Consider the following 17,794-nt stretch of genomic DNA (forward strand, 5'->3'; position numbering starts at 1 on the left):
GAACGATGACCGTCAACCCGGGACGACGGCGCGCGGGAGCCCGCGGCCTCACCGGAGCCGGGCCGTTCACGTACGCGGTGCTGATCCTCGTCGCCGTCCTCTCCCTGTTCCCGCTGTACTGGACGCTGGTCGGCGCCTCGACCTCCGGCAGCAGGATCGCGCAGACCCCGCCCCCGCTGCTGCCCGGCGGGAACCTGTGGCACAACCTCGACATCGCCTGGAACGAGGTCCACATGGGCCGGGCGCTGCTCAACTCGGTGGTGGTGGCGGGCTGCGTGACCGCCAGCACCGTGCTGTTCGCGACACTGGCCGGCTTCGCCTTCGCCAAACTGCCCTTCCGCGGCCGCAACGCCCTGCTGAGCCTGGTGGTGGCGACCATGACGGTGCCCGCCCAGCTGAGCGTCATCCCGCTGTACCAGATCATGGCGCGGCTGCACTGGACCGACCGGCTGCAGTCGGTGATCCTGCCCAACCTGGTGGCCGCGTTCGGGGTGTTCTTCATGCGGCAGTTCCTGTCGGAGGCGTTGCCGATCGAACTGGTCGAGGCGGCCCGGATGGACGGCGCGAGCAGTTTGCGGATCCTGTGGAGCGTGGTGCTGCCGATCGCCCGGCCCGGCATGGCCGTACTCGGCATGCTGGTCTTCGTGCAGTCCTGGAACGACTTCTTCTGGCCGCTGATCGCACTGAGCCAGAGCAATCCCACCGTGCAGGTCGCGCTGGCCGGTCTCGGCGGCGGATCGTACGACTCCGACCAGGCCGTCATCCTCACCGGCGCGCTGCTCGGGACCGCACCGCTGCTGCTGGTGTTCGCCCTGCTGGGCAGGCAGGTCGTCGGCGGCATCACCGCCGGCGCAGTCAAGAACTGATCGTCAGTCGATGAACCCCGCCAGAAACGGAGAATCCAGCGATGACTTCCGTACGGACCGGGTCGGCCCCGGTCGACGCCTCCCCCTCCGCCTTCCCCGCCGGCTTCCTCTGGGGAGCCGCAACGGCGGCCTACCAGATCGAGGGAGCCGTCGACGTCGACGGCCGGACCCCTTCGATCTGGGACACCTTCAGCCGTACCCCGGGCCGGACGGCCGGTGGCGACACCGGTGACCGCGCCACCGAGCACTACCGCCGCTACCGGCAGGACGTCCGGCTGATGAGCGAACTGGGCCTGGGCGCCTACCGGTTCTCGGTCTCCTGGCCCCGGGTCCAGCCGACCGGCCGCGGGCCGGCCGTCGAACGGGGCCTGGACTTCTACCGGCGCCTGGTGGACGAGCTGCTGGACCACGGCATCCAGCCCGCCGTGACGCTCTATCACTGGGACCTGCCACAGGAGCTGGAGGACCTCGGAGGGTGGCCGGCCCGCAGCACCGCGGAGCGTTTCGCGGACTACACCGCGCTGGTCGCCGACGCCCTCGGCGACCGGGTCGGTCTCTGGACCACCCTCAACGAACCCTGGTGCTCGGCCTTCCTCGGGTACGGCTCCGGGGTGCACGCCCCGGGCCGTACCGACTGGACGGCCGCCCTGCGCGCGGCCCACCACCTCAACCTCGGCCACGGACTCGCGGTCGAGGCGCTGCGCGCGGCGCTGCCCCGGGACGCGCGGGTCGCGGTGTCGCTCAACCTGCACGAGGTGCGGCCGCTCACCGCGTCCGCCGCGGACCGCGAGGCCGCCCGCCGGATCGACGCGGTGGGCAACCGGGTCTTCACCGGACCGATGCTGAACGGCGCCTACCCCGACGACCTGCTCACCGACACGGAACACCTGGTCGACTGGCAGGCCCTGGTCCACGACGGCGACCCGGCCGCGATCGCCCGGCCGGTCGACCTGCTGGGCGTCAACTACTATACTCCGACGGTCGTTTCGGCCCTCCCGCACGGCCAGGACCCGGACCCCGCGACCGCGGGCGAGGCGGGTCACGGCGACAGTGCCCAGTCCCCCTTCGCCGGCTGTGCCGACGTGCTCTTCCACCGCGCGCCCGGCCCGCGCACCGTCATGGGCTGGCCGATCGACCCCTCCGGCCTGACCGACCTGCTGCTGCGCCTCCACCGCGAACACCCCGGACTGCCGCTGATGGTCACCGAGAACGGTGCCGCCTTCGACGACCGGCTGACGCCGGAGGGCACGGTGCACGACCCGCAGCGCGTCGACTACCTGCACGGACACCTCGACGCCGTCCGGCGGGCGATCGCCGCCGGAGCGGACGTGCGGGGCTACTTCCTCTGGTCGCTGATGGACAACTTCGAGTGGGCGTGGGGCTACGGCAAACGGTTCGGTCTGTACTACGTGGACTACGCCACCCAGGCCCGGACCGCCAAGGACAGCGCCCGGTGGTACGCGGAGGTGATCCGCCGGAACACACTGCCCGACCTGCCCGGCTGAGGGTGCCGGATCCCTTGACGCAGACCGTTCAACCCTCCAAGCTGGCAGCCGGTGGGTGGACCGGAGCACGACCGGTTCGGGGTGCGGTTCCCGTGTCGAGGATCGATCCAGGACGGCCCCCATGCCCCAGCCCTTGCGCAGCAACGACCCCGCTCCGACACTGGCCGAGGTCGCCCGGCGCGCCGGTGTCTCCACCGCGACCGCCTCCCGGGTGCTGAACCGTTCCGCCCCGGTGTCCACCGACGTGGCGGCCCGGGTGGAACGGGCGGCCCGCGAGTTGGCGTACGTCCGCCTCCGGGCGGCCAGTGCCCGGGGGACCGGCGTGGTGGCCGTCGTGGTCTTCGCCGATCCGGCGCGGTACCACGCCGACGCCTTCCCTGCGCGGTTGCTGTCCGGGCTGCGACGCTCCCTGCCGGGCGCGGAGCGGGAGCTGGCCGTCTTCACGGTGCCGAGACGCTCCCGGCGGCCACCACTGGTCCGCTACCTGTGCGGTGGTCACGTCGACGGCGTGCTGCTGGTCGGCCCCTGGGGGGACACCGCGCTCGTCAGGCTGCTGCACGCGGCCAGGGTGCCCGTGGTGTCGCTGGGCCGGCCGCCGGAGCCGGGCACCGTGGCGTTCGTGGACGCGGACAACCTCGCCGGCGCCAGGGACGCGGTGCGGCGGCTGTGCGCGTCCGGGCGCCGCTCGGTGGCCACCATCGCCGGACCGCCGGACACCGCGGCCGGCGCGGACCGGCTGGCCGGCTACCGCCAGGTGACGGCCGCGGTGGCCGCGGTCCGGCCCGCCGTGGTCTACGGCGACTTCAGCAGTGCCTCGGGTGAGCACGCGATGCAGCGGCTGCTGGACCAGTACCCCGAGGTGAACGCGGTGTTCGCCGCCTCCGACCAGATGGCCGCGGGCGCCCTCCGGACCCTGCGGCGGCACGGCCTGCGGGTTCCGGAGGACGTCGCGCTGATCGGCTTCGACGACGCCCCCGTCGCGGCGCGCTGCCGGCCGGCCCTGACCACCGTCCGCCAGCCGGTCGAGGAACTCGGCTCGCGCGCCCTGGAGTTGCTGCTGGGGAACCCGGCGCGCGGCGACTCGGTGGTGCTCCCCACGCGGCTGGTCGTCCGGGCATCCGGCTGAGCGCGCCGCGGAGCGGTCGTCCGTACCGCCCGAAACTTTCGAGCTTTCTGTTCCTGCGACCCACCGCTTGCCCTGCGCGGGGCGGCCGGGATCCCCGTCGGCCTGCTCGGTCACCAGGGGCGTGACCATGGCCTTTGAAGAAAGAGGCGGGACCGCTCCCTGGCCGACTCTTTCGCCTTCTCCGCCGAAAGAGTTGACAGCTTGTCGGGAGCAGGCCAACACTGTCGCCGTCGACACCTGTGCACCGCCGTGGCCCAGGATCCGGGTCACATGTCGCGTGCCGCCGATCACCTCTCGCCGTTCGCCGGAGCGGCGGTGACGGCCCGTCGGCTCCCTGCGCCGCCGTTCGATGCCGTTCGACCCACCCTTCCGTCGGCGGTCACCGGGGTGGCGCAGGGCCGCCGCTCCCCAAACCCCACCCATCGGCAGAACGGATCACCCTGTGAATCCTTCCCACCTCAAGAGCCGCAAGGTCGGCCGCCTCCGGCGGTCCGTCGGCAAGGTACCCGTTCTCGCACCGGCCCTGGCGGTCGTCCTGCTCCTGCCCGGCACCGCCGACGCCGACACCGTGACCACGAACCGGACCGGCACCGACGGCGGATACTTCTACTCGTTCTGGACCGAGGGCACCGGCTCGGTCTCGATGTCGCTGAACGGCGGCGGTCACTACGGCACGTCCTGGACCAACGCCGGCAACTTCGTCGCCGGCAAGGGCTGGAGCACCGGATCCCGCAATCCGGTGACGTACTCGGGCACCTGGAGCACCAACGGCAACGCCTACCTCTCGCTCTACGGCTGGAGCACCAATCCGCTCGTCGAGTACTACGTCGTCGACAACTACGGCTCCTACAAGCCCACCGGCACGTACAAGGGCACCGTCACCAGTGACGGCGGCACCTACGACATCTACGAGACGACCCGCTACAACGCCCCCTCGATCGAGGGGATCAGGACCTTCAACCAGTACTGGAGCGTCCGCCGGGACAGGCGGACCGGCGGGACCATCACCCTCGGGAACCACTTCGACGCCTGGGCCGGGCACGGCATGAACCTCGGCACCCTGAACTACGAGATCCTGGCCACCGAGGGCTACCGGAGCAGCGGCAGCTCCGACCTCACGGTGGGCAGCGCCCCCGGCGGGGGCGGCGGCGGCACGCCTGGCGGGGGCATCGCCTCCGGCACCGTCTACACGCTCACGGACGCTGCCGCCGGTCGCGTGCTCGACGAGCCCGCGGGGCAGAACGGCAACGGAACTCCGCTCCAGGTGTGGGACGCCGGCGGCGGTGCCGCCAACCAGAAGTGGCGGGCCGACCGGAACGACGACGGCTCCTACACGCTCACCAACGTCGCCTCCGGCCGGGCGCTGGACGAGCCGAGCGGCCGGACGGCCAACGGCACGCCCGTCCAGGTCTGGGACTCCAGCGGCGCCGCCAACCAGCACTGGCGGGCCGACCGGAACGGCGACGGCTCCTACACCCTGACCAACGTCGCCTCCGGCCGGGCGCTGGAGCTCCCCGGCGGTCAGACCGCCAACGGCACGCCCGTCCAGGTCTGGGACTCCAACGGCGGCGCCAACCAGCACTGGAACTTCGGTTGAGCCGGGCCCCGGGGCAGGCGTCGCCCTCAGCGCCAGTCTTTGTTAGCGCTCACATGTCCGTCTGTCGGCCCCACCCGGCCGTGAAGGAGTATCCCCATGCGTGAACGAAGGTCCGATCGCCGGCGACCGCACACGATGCTCGTCGCCGTGGTCGCGGCCGTGGCGGCGTTGGCGGCCGTACTGGTCGCCGGCCCGGCGCAGGCCGCCACCAGCGGCGCCCTCCGAGGCACCGGTTCCGGCCGGTGCCTCGACGTGGCGAACGCCAGCCGGACGGACGGCGCTCCCCTCCAGATCTACGACTGCTGGAACGGGACCAACCAGCAGTGGACGTCGACCCCCGACAACCGGCTGACCGTGTACGGCGACAAGTGCCTGGACGTTCCCGGCCACGCCACCACCGCCGGTACCCGGGTGCAGATCTGGACCTGCACCGGAGCCGCGAACCAGCAGTGGCGGGTGAACGCCGACGGCACGGTGGTCGGCGTGGAGTCCGGGCTCTGCCTGGACGTCGAGGGCGCCGGCACGGCCAACGGCACGGCGGTGGACATCTGGCCGTGCAACGGCGGCAGCAATCAGAACTGGACCGGCCTGTCCTCCTCCGCCCCGCCGGGCGGCTCGTGCGCGCTTCCGTCGACGTACCGGTGGTCCTCGACGGGCGCGCTGGCCCAGCCGGCGAACGGGTGGGCCGCGGTGAAGGACTTCACCGACGTGGTCTACAACGGCAAGCACCTGGTCTACGCGTCGAACGTCTCGGGGTCCTCGTACGGCTCGATGGCCTTCGCCCCCTTCACCAACTGGTCCGACATGGCCTCGACCCCCCAGACCGGGATGAACCAGGCCGCGGTGGCGCCCACCCTGTTCTACTTCGCGCCCAAGAACATCTGGGTGCTGGCCTACCAGTGGGGCCAGTGGCCCTTCATCTACCGCACCTCCAGCGACCCGACCAACCCCAACGGCTGGTCCGCGCCCCAGCCGCTGTTCACCGGCAGCATCCCCAACTCCGGCACCGGCCCGATCGACCAGACGCTGATCGGTGACGACCAGAACATGTACCTGTTCTTCGCCGGCGACAACGGCAGCATCTACCGGGCGAGCATGCCGATCGGCAACTTCCCCGGTAACTTCGGCTCCTCGTACACCACGGTCATGAGCGACTCGGTGAAGAACCTCTTCGAGGCCCCGCAGGTCTACAAGGTCAAGGACCGGAACCAGTACCTGATGATCGTCGAGGCCCGCGGCGCGAACGAGCAGCGCTACTTCCGCTCCTTCACCGCCACCAGCCTGAACGGCTCCTGGACCCCGCAGGCCGCCAGCGAGAACAACCCCTTCGCCGGCAAGGCCAACAGCGGTGCCACCTGGACCGACGACATCAGCCACGGCGACCTGGTCCGCAACAACCCCGACCAGACCATGACCATCGACCCCTGCAACCTGCAGCTTTTGTACCAGGGCAAGTCCCCCACCGCCACCGGCCCCTACGACCAGCTCCCCTGGCGGCCGGGCCTCCTCACCCTGCAACGCTGACCCGATCCGTCACGACGAGGCACGAGGAACCCCGGCCGCCGTAGCGGCCGGGGTTCCGTCCGCCGCGGGCCCGGTGTGCCTTCCCGGTTCCGGGGCGGCACACCGGCGCGTTTCAGAGACGGGTGAACAGGAAGCCGAGCTTGTCGACCTCGTCGCCGGCGCGTCCGTGGAACCCGGCGAACTGCCAGCCGTCCGGCGCGGTGCGGGTCACGCAGTCGCCGGTGGTGGTGCCACCGGACAGGGTGCGGCCCAGATTGGTGCCGAACGAGGCGTAGAAGATGCGGGTGTGTCCGTTGTACGAGCCCTGGCAGAGAGTTGCCGAGTTCACGTACTCGCCGCTGCCCAGGGTGAGCGAGGAGGCGGTGCCGCCGGAGCCGCCATGAGTGAGGGAGGTGCCGTCGGCGAGGGTGAGGCCGACCTGGTCGACCCGGGTGCCGGCCCGCAGACCGACCGTGGTGGCCCGCGCACCGGCCGGGAGGCGGTCGATGTCGTCGTAGAAGTCGCCGTGCGGGCCGCCGAACTGGTCACTCGCCAGGTAGGCCGGGTTCCGGGTCCAGGTGAAGCCCACGGCGACCGGGTCGTGGTCGGAGAGCATGCTGCCGGAGCCGTCGAGGAAGTCGGCGTGCTTGTTCGCGTACGAGGTCGCGGTGAGCGAGACCAGGGCGCTGCTGCGGTACAGGACCTTGTCGACGATCTCGCAGGTGTCGGTGGGCGCGTTCTGGTCGCACAGCAGCGGGTCCGCGCCGCGGGTCGGCGCTACTCCGCCGCGTTCCAGTTGCACCCACGCGTCGGTCAGCCCGTTGTCGGCGGCGAAGCCGGCGATGGTGTCGTCGGCGCGGGTGTAGCGCGTGTTGGTGTCACCCATGACGACGACGGCGTTCCCGGCCGAGTGGGTCCTGATGAAGCCGGTGAGCTGGGCCAGGTTGGCGGCGCGGGCGGCCTCGTCACCGGGCTCGGTGCCCGCGTTCGCGTGGAGGTTGTAGAAGTCCACGTACACGCCTTCGGCCAGCCGGGTCCGCATGAAGGTGAAACCCTTGGGCGTGAGGCAGTCCCCGGAGTCCAGCTGGCAGTCGTTCCACTTGACCCGCTGGAAGTCGTCGGTGTCGTAGCTGAGGTCGGAGAGGGTGTTGAGGCCGCTGCCGATGCCCGCCCCGCCGCTGGTGGCGGTCCGGTACGGGTGGGAGTCGGCGGCGTACAGCGCGGCGTGGTAGTTGAAGTCCTCCTGGACGTTCACCACGTCGTACGGCGCGAGCCGGCCGCCGATGGCGGTGGTGCTGCTCTGCCGGTCGGTGGAGGCGCTGGACAAGACCTGCGGAAGGCCGGCCACGTTGTACGTGAGCGCGGAGAACGATCCGCCCGCGGCAGCGACTTGGACGACCGGCGCGCCGGCAGCGGCTTGCGCGACCGGCGCGTCGGCGGCGGCTTGCGCAGCGGGCGCACCGAGCAGGCCGCCCAGCGCGGTGGCCGCGCCGAGCGCACCCACGAGGGCTGACCGGAGGAAGGGGGGACGGGGGCGGGGCTTGGACATCAACGCTCCGTTCGGAGTACGGCCACGGGGATCCGGTGCCGGAGCGTATGAGCGGATTTTGTGAGCGTCAACATCGCCGGTGAACGCTCACGATCGTTCTGACCCGCTATTTCATGACACCTCGCCGGGTTTCGGCCAAAGATCCTGTGAGCGCTAACAGACTTTGTCCGAAGCTGGAGGCGCCCTCCGGACGGACCCCGGTGCGCGCCGGCCCCGTCCGGCGCTTCGAGGATGCCGGGCGCAGCGCCCCGGCATAGCGTGGGCGACGGCACCCGCCCCGGTGGCGGTTCGTGAGGCCGCAATCCCGCTTCCCTGGAGGTCAGTTCATGCGCGCCGTGACCTACGACTCGTACGCCCGGGACAACTCCCGGCTGAAGTACGGCGAGGTGCCCGACCCCAAGGTCGGCCCCGGGCAGGTGCTGATCCAGGTCCGGGCCGCCTCCGTCAACCCGGTCGACTGGAAGGTCATGGCGGGTGGCCTGGACGGCATGATGGACGCGGTCTTCCCCGTCATCCCCGGCTGGGACGTGGCCGGCGTCGTCACCCGCACCGGGCCGGACACGCCCGAGTTCGCCCCGGGGGACGAGGTGATGGCCTACGCCCGCAAGGACGTGGTGCAGGCCGGCACCTTCGCCGAGTACGTCGCGGTCGCCGCGCCCGCGGTGGCACGCAAGCCGTCCGGGCTCGACTGGGCCCAGGCGGCCGGACTCCCGCTGGCCGGCCTCACCGCGTTGCGCAGCCTGGACCGGCTCGACGTCGGTCCCTCCGACGTCCTCCTGGTTCACGGCGCCGCCGGCGGCGTGGGCAGCCTTGCGGTGCAGCTCGGCCGCGACCGCGGGGCCCGGGTGATCGGCACCGCCTCCGAGCGCAACCACGCGTTCGTCCGCGGCCTCGGCGCCGAGCCGGTGACGTACGGCGACGGCCTGACCGAGCGGGTGCGCGCACTGGCACCCGGCGGCGTGTCGACCGTCGCGGACTTCGTCGGCGGCCAACTGGAGACGACCCTGGCCGTACTCGCCGAGGGCGGACGGCACGTCTCGGTCGCCGATCCCGAGGTGTCCCGGCACGGCGGCCACTGGATCTGGGTCCGCCCGGACGGCGCCGAGCTGGCCGAACTGGCGGCGCTCGTGGACCGCGGCGCGCTGACCGTGGAGGTCGCCCGGACCTTCCCGCTGGAGCGGACGGCCGAGGCCTTCGACGCCAGCCGCACCGGTCACACCCGCGGCAAGCTGGTCGTCGAGCCCTGACCGACCGTGCCCTCCCGGCTGGGAGCGCGAGTGGCGGGAGCCGGCCCTAGGGTGGAGCGAGGCCGCCGGAATCCGTTCCGGCTTGCACCGCTGCCCGGACGGAGGCGCGCGTGGAGACGACTGGCGAGCAGGACGCACCCACCGCCGCTGTCGTGGTCGGTCCGGACGGGGTGGTGAGCGGCTGGAGCGAGGGCGGGCGGCTGCTGCTGGGCTGGAGCGCGGAGGAAACCGTCGGGCGCCCCGTGACGGACTTCCTGGTCGATCCCCGGCGCGGCTGTCCCGGGGACGCCGGCCCCGGCACCACGTCGCTCACGCTGCGCCACCGGGACGGGTCCACGGTGGACGCCGCGGTGACGGCCCACCCCCTGAACGGCGGCGACGGACGGCCGCTGGGCCGGGTGCTGACCGTCCAGCGCTGGGACCGCCGTCCGGTGATCGCCGACCGGGCCTTCGAACAGTGCCCCTTCGCCCTCGGGGTGTACGACCCCGAGCTGCGCTTCCTGTGGGTGAACGCCGCCGCGTGCCGGGTGATGGCGCACTCGGAGGCCCAGGTGCTCGGTGACAAGTACCGCGAGCTGTTTCCCGAACTGGACGACGCCGCGTACACCAACCGGCTCTCCGAGGTGGCCAGGACGGGCGAACCCGCGCGCCTCATCACGGTCTTCCGGCCGCTCGGCAGCGCCTACGCCAATGCCTGGGCCACCAGCATGTGGCCCGTCCGGGACACCGGGGGCAGGGTACGCGCGGTCGCCAACTGGGGATTCGACATGAGCGCGGAGTACTGGGCCCGCCAACGCCTGCTCCTCCTCAACGAAGCCAGCAGCGGCATCGGCCGGACCCTCGACGTGATCAGCACCGCCCGGGAACTGGCGACCACCCCGGTGCCGGGCTTCGCCGACCTCGTCACCGTCGACCTCTTCGACGAGGTCCTGCGCGGGGAGGAACCGCCCGCCGCCGCGGTGCCCACCGGTGGCACCGTCATGCTCAGCCGCGCCGCCCGGCACAGCGCGCAGGAGGACCCCGACGGGCCCTCCGGCCCGGTGACGCCGGTCGGGTACGCCCCCGGTTCCGTGGCCGCCCGCTGCATGGCCGCCGGCACGTCCATGGTCCAGCTCGCCGCCGAAGCCGACCAGGGCGGCGAGTGGGCCTTCGGTCCGGGACTGGCCGCCGACCCCGCCCACTGGCCGCCGGGCCTCCCGCTGATCGACCGGACCATCGCCGCCCAGGGACTGACCGGCCGGATCACCGTGCCGCTGCTGGCACGCGGCGCCGTGCTGGGCGTCGTCGCCTTCGCCCGGAAGGACCGGCCCGAGGCCTTCACCGCCGACGACCTGATCCTCGCCGAGGAGCTGGCCGCCAAGGCCGCCATCGCCATCGACAACGCCCGCAGGTACACCCGCGAGCACACCACCGCGCTGACCCTGCAACGCAGTCTGCTGCCGCAGCGGCTGCCGAGTCACCGGGCGGTCGAGGTGGCGTCCGGCTACCTGCCCGCGGGGGCGGGCGCCGGCGTGGGCGGCGACTGGTTCGACGTCATCCCGCTGTCGGGCGCCCGGGTCGCCCTGGTCGTCGGTGACGTCGTCGGCCACGGCGTGCACGCCTCCGCCAGCATGGGCCGGCTCCGCACGGCGGTGCGCACCCTGGCCGACGTCGACCTGCCGCCGGACGAGCTGCTCACCCACCTGGACGACCTGGTCCTCCACCTCCCCGACGACGCGGGGCCCGACGACCGCTTCGAACCGACCGGCGAGACCGGCGCCACCTGCCTGTACGCGGTGTACGACCCGGTCGCCCGCCGCTGCGCCCTGGCGAGCGCGGGCCATCCGCTGCCGCTGATCATCGCGCCGGACGGCACCCCCGTCCCGCTCGAAGCACCGCTGGGGCCCCCGCTGGGCATCGGCGGCCTGCCGTTCGAGGCGACGGAGTTCGAGCTGCCCGAGGGCAGCCTGCTCGCCCTCTACACCGACGGGCTGGTGCGGAGCCGCGAGGGCGACGCCGAACGGGGGACCGCAGCCCTGCTCCGGATCCTGAGCGAGCCGGGCACCTCGCTGGAGGCGCTCTGCGACACGGCGATGAGGGCCATGCTGCCGGAGCACCGCACCGACGACGCGGCCCTCCTGCTCGCCCGCACCCGGGCGCTGGACCCCGACCACGTCGCCGACTGGGCCATCGAGCACGACCCCGCACAGGTGGCGCGCGCCAGGCAGCTGGCCGCCGACCAACTGGCCGTCTGGGGCCTGGAGGAACCGGCGTTCGTCACCGAGCTGGTCGTCAGCGAGCTGGTCACCAACGCGATCAAGTACGGTCAACCGCCCATCAGGCTGCGGCTGATCCGCGACGCCGCACTGATCTGCGAGGTCTCCGACAGCAGCGACACCGCCCCGCACCTGCGCCGGGCCCGCACCTTCGACGAGGGCGGACGCGGCCTCATGCTGGTCGCCCAGCTCACCCAGGGCTGGGGCACCCGCCACACCACCAACGGCAAGACGATCTGGTGCGCCCAGAGTCTCGGCCCGGCGTAGTCCCTTTCCGCACCCGGCAGTCGGTCCCCCTCGGATCGGCGTCGGGCGGGAATGAGGGCGCTCCTGTCGCCAAGCGGTGCAGGGCGCCAGCTCCGAAGAGCGGGCGCCCTGCACCGGTCGAGCCCTGACCGCGCCGGCGGACCGGCTCGGTCAGGGCTCGTCGCACGAGCCGTCGGATCAGGCGTGGGCCAGCCCCTGTTCGGCGGCCGGGGATTCCGGAAGGTCCGCGGCGGCAGCCTTCCGCATCCCCTTGAGCAGGACGACCACCGCCGCGGTGAGCACCGTGCCCGCCACGACCGCGAGCAGGTACAGGAACGGGCTGCCGATCAGCGGGAGCACCCAGATCCCGCCGTGCGGGGCCCGCAGGGTGGAGCCGAAGGCCATCACGAGTCCGCCGGCCGTCATGCTGCCGACGATGCTCGCCGGGATGACCCGCAGCGGGTCCGCCGCCGCGAACGGGATCGCGCCCTCGGTGATGAACGAGGCGCCGAGCACCCAGGCGGCCTTGCCGTTCTCCCGCTCCTCCGCGGTGAACAGGGTGCGCCGGACGACGGTGGCCAGGGCCATGCCCAGCGGCGGGGTCATGCCGGCGGCCATCACGGCGGCCATCACCTTGAGGCTGCCGGCGTCCGGCGTGGTGCCCGCGGTGGTGAGCGCGCCGGCCGCGAAGGTGTAGGCCACCTTGTTGAGCGGACCGCCCATGTCGAAGGCCATCATCGCGCCGAGCAGCGCGCCGAGCAGGATCGCGTTGGAGCCGGAGAGGCCGTTCAGCCAGTCGGTCAGGCCGTTCATCGCCGAGGCGATGGGCGAGCCGACCACCACGAACATCAGGAAACCGACCGCCGCCACCGACACCAGCGGGATCACCACGACCGGCATGATGCCCCTGACCGCGCGCGGCACGTTCCAGCGGATCATCCACAGCACCAGGAAGCCCGCGGCCAGACCTGACACGATTCCGCCGAGGAAGCCGGCGCCGACCGCCACCGAGATGGCGCCGCCGGCGACGCCTGCGGCCAGTGCCGCCCGGTCCGCGATCGCCCAGGCGATGTACCCGGAGAGAATCGGGACGAGGAAGCCGAAGGAGGCCTTGCCGGTCTGGAACAGCATCGCCGCCCAGCTGTGCGAGGAGGTCCAGTCGAAGTGGCCCAGCACGGACGGCGCGGAGGCGATCTGGTAGCCGCCGACGGCGAAGGCGAGGGCGATCAGCAGACCGCCGGCCGCGACGAAGGGGATCATGTAACTGACGCCCGTCATCAGGTACTTGCGCAGCCGCTGGGCCCAGTGCTCACCCGCCGGCGCGCTCGGTGCGGGAACCGGCGCGGCGGCCGGGCGCGTGCCCCCGCCGGACTCGGCGACCAGCCCGGCGGCCCGGGCGATCAGGTCGTCGGCGCGGTTGACGGCGGCCTTCACCCCCACGTCCACGGTCGGCTTGCCGGCGAAGCGGGCACGGTCCCGTACCTCGACGTCATGGGCCAGGATCACCGCGTCGGCGGCCGCGATCACCTCGGGCGCGAGCACCGTCGTCCCGGCCGACCCCTGGGTCTCGACCTCGATCCGCGCACCCGCCCGGGCGGCGGCCAGTTCGAGGGCCTTGGCGGCCATGTAGGTGTGGGCGATGCCGGTCGGGCAGGAGGTCACGGCGACCAGCCGCAGCCCACCGTCCGGAGCGGCCGCCACCGGGGCCGGGGCAGGGGCCGCCTCCGGGGCCGCCTCCGGGGCTGCCTCCGGGGCCGGGGCCGTCTCCGGAGTGACGGCCGGCGCCTCCTCGCCGTTGATCAGGGCCGCGACCGCGCCCGGGCTCCCGGCGTCGCGGAGTGCGCCGGTGAAGGCCGGGTCCATCAGTCGGCGGGCCAGCGCGGCGAGGATCTGCAGGTGGGTGTCGTCCGCGCCGGCCGGTGCGGCGATCATGAAGATCAGGTCGGCCGGCCGGCCGTCCGGGGCGTCGAAGTCCACGCCCCTGGTGCTGCGGCCGAAGGCCAGGCTCGGCCCGGTGACGTGTGCCGATCTGCAGTGCGGGATGCCGATCCCGTCCCCCATCCCGGTCGGGGCCTGGGCCTCCCGGGCGGCCACGTCGGCGAGGAAGCCGTCGAGGTCGGTCACCCGGCCCTCGGCGACCAGCCGCTGGGCGAGGGAACGGAGGGCTTCGCCCTTGTCCGTCGGGGCGAGGTGGAGATCAACGAGTGCGGGTGTGGTCAGTCCGCTGGTGTCGCTCATCGTGTCGGTCCTTCAACTGGTGCCTGACAGTCTTCCCTTGCCCCCGGGAATGGTCGCCGTTCCGTCCCACACGGTCGGGCGTGCTGCCTCCGGCAGGAGGCCGTTCTCAACCGCGGAGCGGTCGTTCGAGCGGGATGTCCGCCGTCACGACCACGGCGGCCGGGTCCAGATCGGCCGGGGTCGGCATGACGCTCCCCGGCAGTTGTACGGCGGCGGCGCCGTGCGCCAGCGCCGCCGCCAGTGCCTCGGGGCCGGTGCCACCGGCTCCGAGGAAGCCCGCGAGCGAGGCGTCGCCCGCTCCCACGTCGCTGCGCACGGCGGCGACCGGTGCGCTGCCGTACCAGCCGCCCTCCTCGGCGATCAGCAGCATCCCGTCCGCACCGAGGCTGGCCAGGACCTGCTGGGCACCGCGCTTGCGCAGTTCCCCGGCCGCGTCCACGGCGTCGCCGACGGTGGTGACCTGGCGGCCCACCGCCTCGGCGAGTTCCTCCCGGTTGGGCTTGACCACGTCGGGACGGGCCGAGAGCGCGGCGAGCAGCGCGGGGCCGGAGGTGTCCAGGGCGATCCGGGCGCCACCCGAGTGCACCTGGGACACCAACTCGGCGTACCACTCCGGCGCCAGCCCGCGCGGCAGGCTGCCGCAGCAGGCCAGCCAGTCGACGCCGTTCCCGGTGCCCCGTCCGATCCGCTGGGTGTCGCGGACGAGCGCCAGCAGCGCTGCCGACTCGGCGGCGCTGAGCTCGGGGCCCACGGCGTTGATCTTCGTGAGGCCGCCGCCGTCCTCGGCGATCGAGACGTTGATCCTGGTGTCGCCCGCGATCGTGACGGCCGCCACGTCGATGCCCTGGCGTTGCAGCAGATCGGAGAGCAGACCGCCGGAGAGGCCGCCCAGCGGCAGGACGGCCGTGGTGCGGTGGCCCGCGGCGGTCAGCGCCCGGGAGACGTTGACGCCCTTGCCGCCGGGGTCGAGCCGGTCGTGCGCGGCGCGGTTGACCTCGCCCGGGGTGAACGTCGCCAGCTCGTACGTGCGATCGAGACTGGGGTTCGGGGTGATGGTGACGATCATGCGCGGACGACCTCCGGTCCGTGGTTCTCGATCTCGGCGGTCTGCTCGTCGTTCAGTCCGGTGTCCGTGACCAGCACGTCGACCTGGTCCAGCGAGCCGAAACGGGCGAAGTGGCGGGCACCGTACTTGGAGGAATCGGCCACCAGGACCACTCGGCGGGCCCCGGCGAGCATCGCCCGTTTGACGGCGGCCTCGGCGAGGTCCGGCGTCGACAGGCCGCCCTCCGGGGAGAAGCCGTTGGTCGCGACCACCGCGACGTCCGCGTGGATGTCGGCCAGGTCGCGCAGCGCCCAGGCGTCTACGGCCGCCTGGGTGCGGTGGCGCAGCCGCCCGCCGATGAGGTGCAGGGCGAGGGCGGGGTGGTCGGCCAGCCGGGCCGCGACCGGGAGGGCGTTGGTGACGACGGTGAGGGCGCAGTCGACGGGCAGCAGGGCGGCCAGCCGGGAGACGGTCGTCCCGGCGTCGAGGATCACGCTGCCCTCGCCGGGCAGCAGGGCCAGGGCAGCCCTGGCGATGCGCTCCTTCTCGGCCGCGGCGGTGGAGTCCCGTTCGGCCAGGCCGGGTTCCAGGTGCAGCGCGCCGACCGGAAGCGCCCCGCCGTGCACCCGGTGCAGCAGGCCGGCCCGGTCCAAGGCGCTCAGGTCACGCCGGATGGTCTCCTGCGTGACACCGAAGTCCTCGGCCAGGGTCGGCACGTCCACCCTGCCCCGCTCCTGGGCGAGGCGGAGGATCTGTTGCTGCCGCTCCGGTGCATACATGTGGGTTCGGGTCCGTTTCATGTCCGTTTACGCCTGGTGAAGCCCGACCATACGCGCTCCGCGCCAAAAAGCAAGAGGTCGTTCCGCCTCTCGTCCAATTTCTGGATGACGCCCGAATGTGTTGACATCGCCGCACAATCGGGCGTAGAACCAACCGAAACAACGCCGTAACGGGCGTGAAACCACAGGTTGCCCGGTCCCCGCGACCGCCCCCGTACCGCGAGGACCAGGCACCCTGCCCCGGTGGCCCGCGCTCCACCCTCCGCGCGGGCCACCGGATCCCCGTCCCACCTACCCGGTTCCCACCCGGGTCGGCGACCATCTCCTCCGTCTCCCTCAAGGACTCCCATGCCCTCGATCCAGATCACCGTCGGCTCCAGCAGCGGCCTGCACGCCCGCCCGGCATCCCTGTTCGTCCAGGCCGCCGCCCGCCAGCAGACCAAGGTCACCGTCGGCCGCCCCGGCCAGACCCCGGTCGACGCCCGCAGCCTGCTGTCCGTCCTCGCCCTGGCCGCCCGGTGCGGCGACACCCTGGAACTCACCGCCTCCGGCGACGGGGCCGAGGAGGCACTTCAGGCGCTCGCCGATCTGCTCTCCTCCGACCTCGACGCCGCGGCCTGAGTGGCCTGAGCGACCTGAGCGATCTGATCCGGCGTCGAGGCACCGGCTGCCAGGTATTCCCGGCCCTGCCGAGGATGGCCGCCGACCCGGGCACGGGCAACGCGCCGCCACACCGAATCCCGGTGCGGCGGCGCGCCGTTCGGCCCGCGAACTGCTCCTGGCGGACGGCCGGGCGGTGGAGTTCTCCGAGCGGGAGACCGCCGGGCGGCCTGGCACGACCACTCCTGACCGGCCCGACCGAGCGGATGCCGCCCACGCCGTCCAACGCGCCGGTGAGGTGCGCGGCATCCGCGCCCGGTTCTCCTACGATCAGGGCGACATCGGCCCCCAGGAACGGAGTTGACTCCCGTGACCGATCACAGCGCCCTGATCGACCGGTCGAAGCCCAGCATCGCCCGGGTCTACGACTACCTGCTCGGCGGCAAGGAGAACTACGCCGTCGACCGCGAGATCGGCGACTTCTTCCTCCGGGACCTGCCCGGCTCGGTGGCGATCGCCCAAGCCAACCGCCGGGCCCTGGTGCGGGCGGTGGGCGCGATGGCCCGGGAGGGCGTCCAGCAGTTCGTCGACATGGGCAGCGGCCTGCCGACCGCCGACAACGTGCACCAGGTCGCCCTGCGGCACGACCCCGAGGCGCGCGTCGCCTACGTCGACCACGATCCGACCGTGCTCGTCCACGGCCGCGCCCTGCTGGCCGCCGCCGGACGCAGCACGCTGGTCCAGGCGGACCTGCGCGAACCGGAGTCGATCCGCGACCACCCGGACGTGCGGCGCCTGATCGACTTCAACGAGCCGGTGGCCGTGGTCTTCAGCGGCGTCCTGCACCACCTCAACGACTCCGAGCGGCCCGCCGAGCTGGTGCGCTGGTGGGTGGACCGGGTGCCCCCGGGCAGCCTGGTCTACATCTCGCACTTCCGCTCCGGCGGGAACGAGGAGACCCGGATCGCCGAGCAGAAGCTCCAGGACAGCTTCGGGCGCGGCCGCTGGCGCACCGACGAGGAGATCCTCGGCCTGTTCGACGGCCTCGAACTGCTCGAACCGGGCCTGCTCCCCTGCTCGTTGTGGCGCCCGGACCCCGAGGCGGACGGCACCGCGGCCCCCTCGGACGAAGGCGACCTGACGGTGTGGGAGCGGCTGATCTCCTGCGCCCTGGCCCGCATGCCCTGACCGTTGCGCGACGCGCCCTCGTTCGTGTGAGGCTGCCCGCCCGGGCCTGA

Annotated in this window: 13 protein-coding genes; 9 read left to right on the plus strand and 4 right to left on the minus strand. The window is 72.8% G+C overall.

Annotation, left to right across the window (positions count from 1 at the left end; translation table 11 throughout):
• Window positions 1-5: 5 nt before the first annotated feature.
• From ACZ6Z8_RS02180 to ACZ6Z8_RS02200, 5 genes are all read left to right on the plus strand, one after another.
• Window positions 6-866, plus strand: a complete 861-nt coding sequence (locus ACZ6Z8_RS02180) for a carbohydrate ABC transporter permease (protein ID WP_465605439.1) — start codon at window positions 6-8, stop codon at window positions 864-866.
• Between the two features lie 41 nt (window positions 867-907).
• Window positions 908-2,371 carry a GH1 family beta-glucosidase gene (locus tag ACZ6Z8_RS02185; protein ID WP_465605441.1) on the plus strand — a complete coding sequence of 488 codons (1,464 nt, stop codon included), beginning with the start codon at window positions 908-910 and terminating at the stop codon, window positions 2,369-2,371.
• A gap of 121 nt (window positions 2,372-2,492) precedes the next feature.
• Window positions 2,493-3,497: a LacI family DNA-binding transcriptional regulator gene (locus ACZ6Z8_RS02190; RefSeq protein ID WP_465605443.1), complete on the plus strand. Its 1,005-nt coding sequence runs from the start codon at window positions 2,493-2,495 to the stop codon at window positions 3,495-3,497.
• A 442-nt stretch (window positions 3,498-3,939) separates the two neighbouring features.
• Window positions 3,940-5,094, plus strand: a complete 1,155-nt coding sequence (locus ACZ6Z8_RS02195; protein WP_465605445.1) for a glycoside hydrolase family 11 protein — start codon at window positions 3,940-3,942, stop codon at window positions 5,092-5,094.
• Window positions 5,095-5,190: 96 nt separating this feature from the next.
• Window positions 5,191-6,618 (plus strand): non-reducing end alpha-L-arabinofuranosidase family hydrolase, encoded by a 1,428-nt coding sequence (locus ACZ6Z8_RS02200; protein ID WP_465605447.1) that lies wholly within the window; start codon window positions 5,191-5,193, stop codon window positions 6,616-6,618.
• A 112-nt stretch (window positions 6,619-6,730) separates the two neighbouring features.
• Here the strand turns inward: ACZ6Z8_RS02200 and ACZ6Z8_RS02205 are convergent, their stop codons facing one another.
• Complete coding sequence (locus tag ACZ6Z8_RS02205) at window positions 6,731-8,146, minus strand: jacalin-like lectin (protein WP_465605448.1); 1,416 nt, start codon at window positions 8,144-8,146, stop codon at window positions 6,731-6,733.
• A gap of 326 nt (window positions 8,147-8,472) precedes the next feature.
• Here ACZ6Z8_RS02205 and ACZ6Z8_RS02210 point away from each other — a divergent pair, with 326 nt between their 5' ends.
• Complete coding sequence (locus ACZ6Z8_RS02210) at window positions 8,473-9,393, plus strand: NADP-dependent oxidoreductase (protein WP_465605450.1); 921 nt, start codon at window positions 8,473-8,475, stop codon at window positions 9,391-9,393.
• A 110-nt stretch (window positions 9,394-9,503) separates the two neighbouring features.
• A complete protein-coding gene (locus ACZ6Z8_RS02215; protein ID WP_465605452.1) occupies window positions 9,504-11,915 on the plus strand; it encodes a SpoIIE family protein phosphatase in 2,412 nt (803 codons plus the stop codon).
• Window positions 11,916-12,092: 177 nt separating this feature from the next.
• Here the strand turns inward: ACZ6Z8_RS02215 and ACZ6Z8_RS02220 are convergent, their stop codons facing one another.
• From ACZ6Z8_RS02220 to ACZ6Z8_RS02230, 3 genes are all read right to left on the minus strand, one after another.
• Window positions 12,093-14,132, minus strand: coding sequence for a PTS fructose transporter subunit IIABC (locus tag ACZ6Z8_RS02220; protein ID WP_465605453.1), 2,040 nt, complete (start codon window positions 14,130-14,132; stop codon window positions 12,093-12,095).
• Between the two features lie 106 nt (window positions 14,133-14,238).
• Entirely contained in the window at window positions 14,239-15,198 is a 960-nt protein-coding gene (gene pfkB, locus ACZ6Z8_RS02225) for a 1-phosphofructokinase (RefSeq protein ID WP_465605455.1), read from the minus strand.
• Window positions 15,195-15,956, minus strand: a complete 762-nt coding sequence (locus ACZ6Z8_RS02230) for a DeoR/GlpR family DNA-binding transcription regulator (RefSeq protein WP_465605457.1) — start codon at window positions 15,954-15,956, stop codon at window positions 15,195-15,197. The genes pfkB and ACZ6Z8_RS02230 overlap by 4 nt, the downstream gene beginning before the upstream one ends.
• A 348-nt stretch (window positions 15,957-16,304) precedes the next feature.
• Between ACZ6Z8_RS02230 and ACZ6Z8_RS02235 the strand changes: the two genes are divergently transcribed.
• Both ACZ6Z8_RS02235 and ACZ6Z8_RS02240 read left to right on the plus strand, forming a co-directional pair.
• Window positions 16,305-16,577 (plus strand): HPr family phosphocarrier protein, encoded by a 273-nt coding sequence (locus tag ACZ6Z8_RS02235; RefSeq protein ID WP_465605459.1) that lies wholly within the window; start codon window positions 16,305-16,307, stop codon window positions 16,575-16,577.
• Between the two features lie 348 nt (window positions 16,578-16,925).
• A complete protein-coding gene (locus tag ACZ6Z8_RS02240; protein ID WP_465605461.1) occupies window positions 16,926-17,744 on the plus strand; it encodes an SAM-dependent methyltransferase in 819 nt (272 codons plus the stop codon).
• The last annotated feature ends 50 nt before the right edge of the window (window positions 17,745-17,794 follow it).

Source organism: Kitasatospora sp. NPDC101108, from assembly GCF_055584725.1.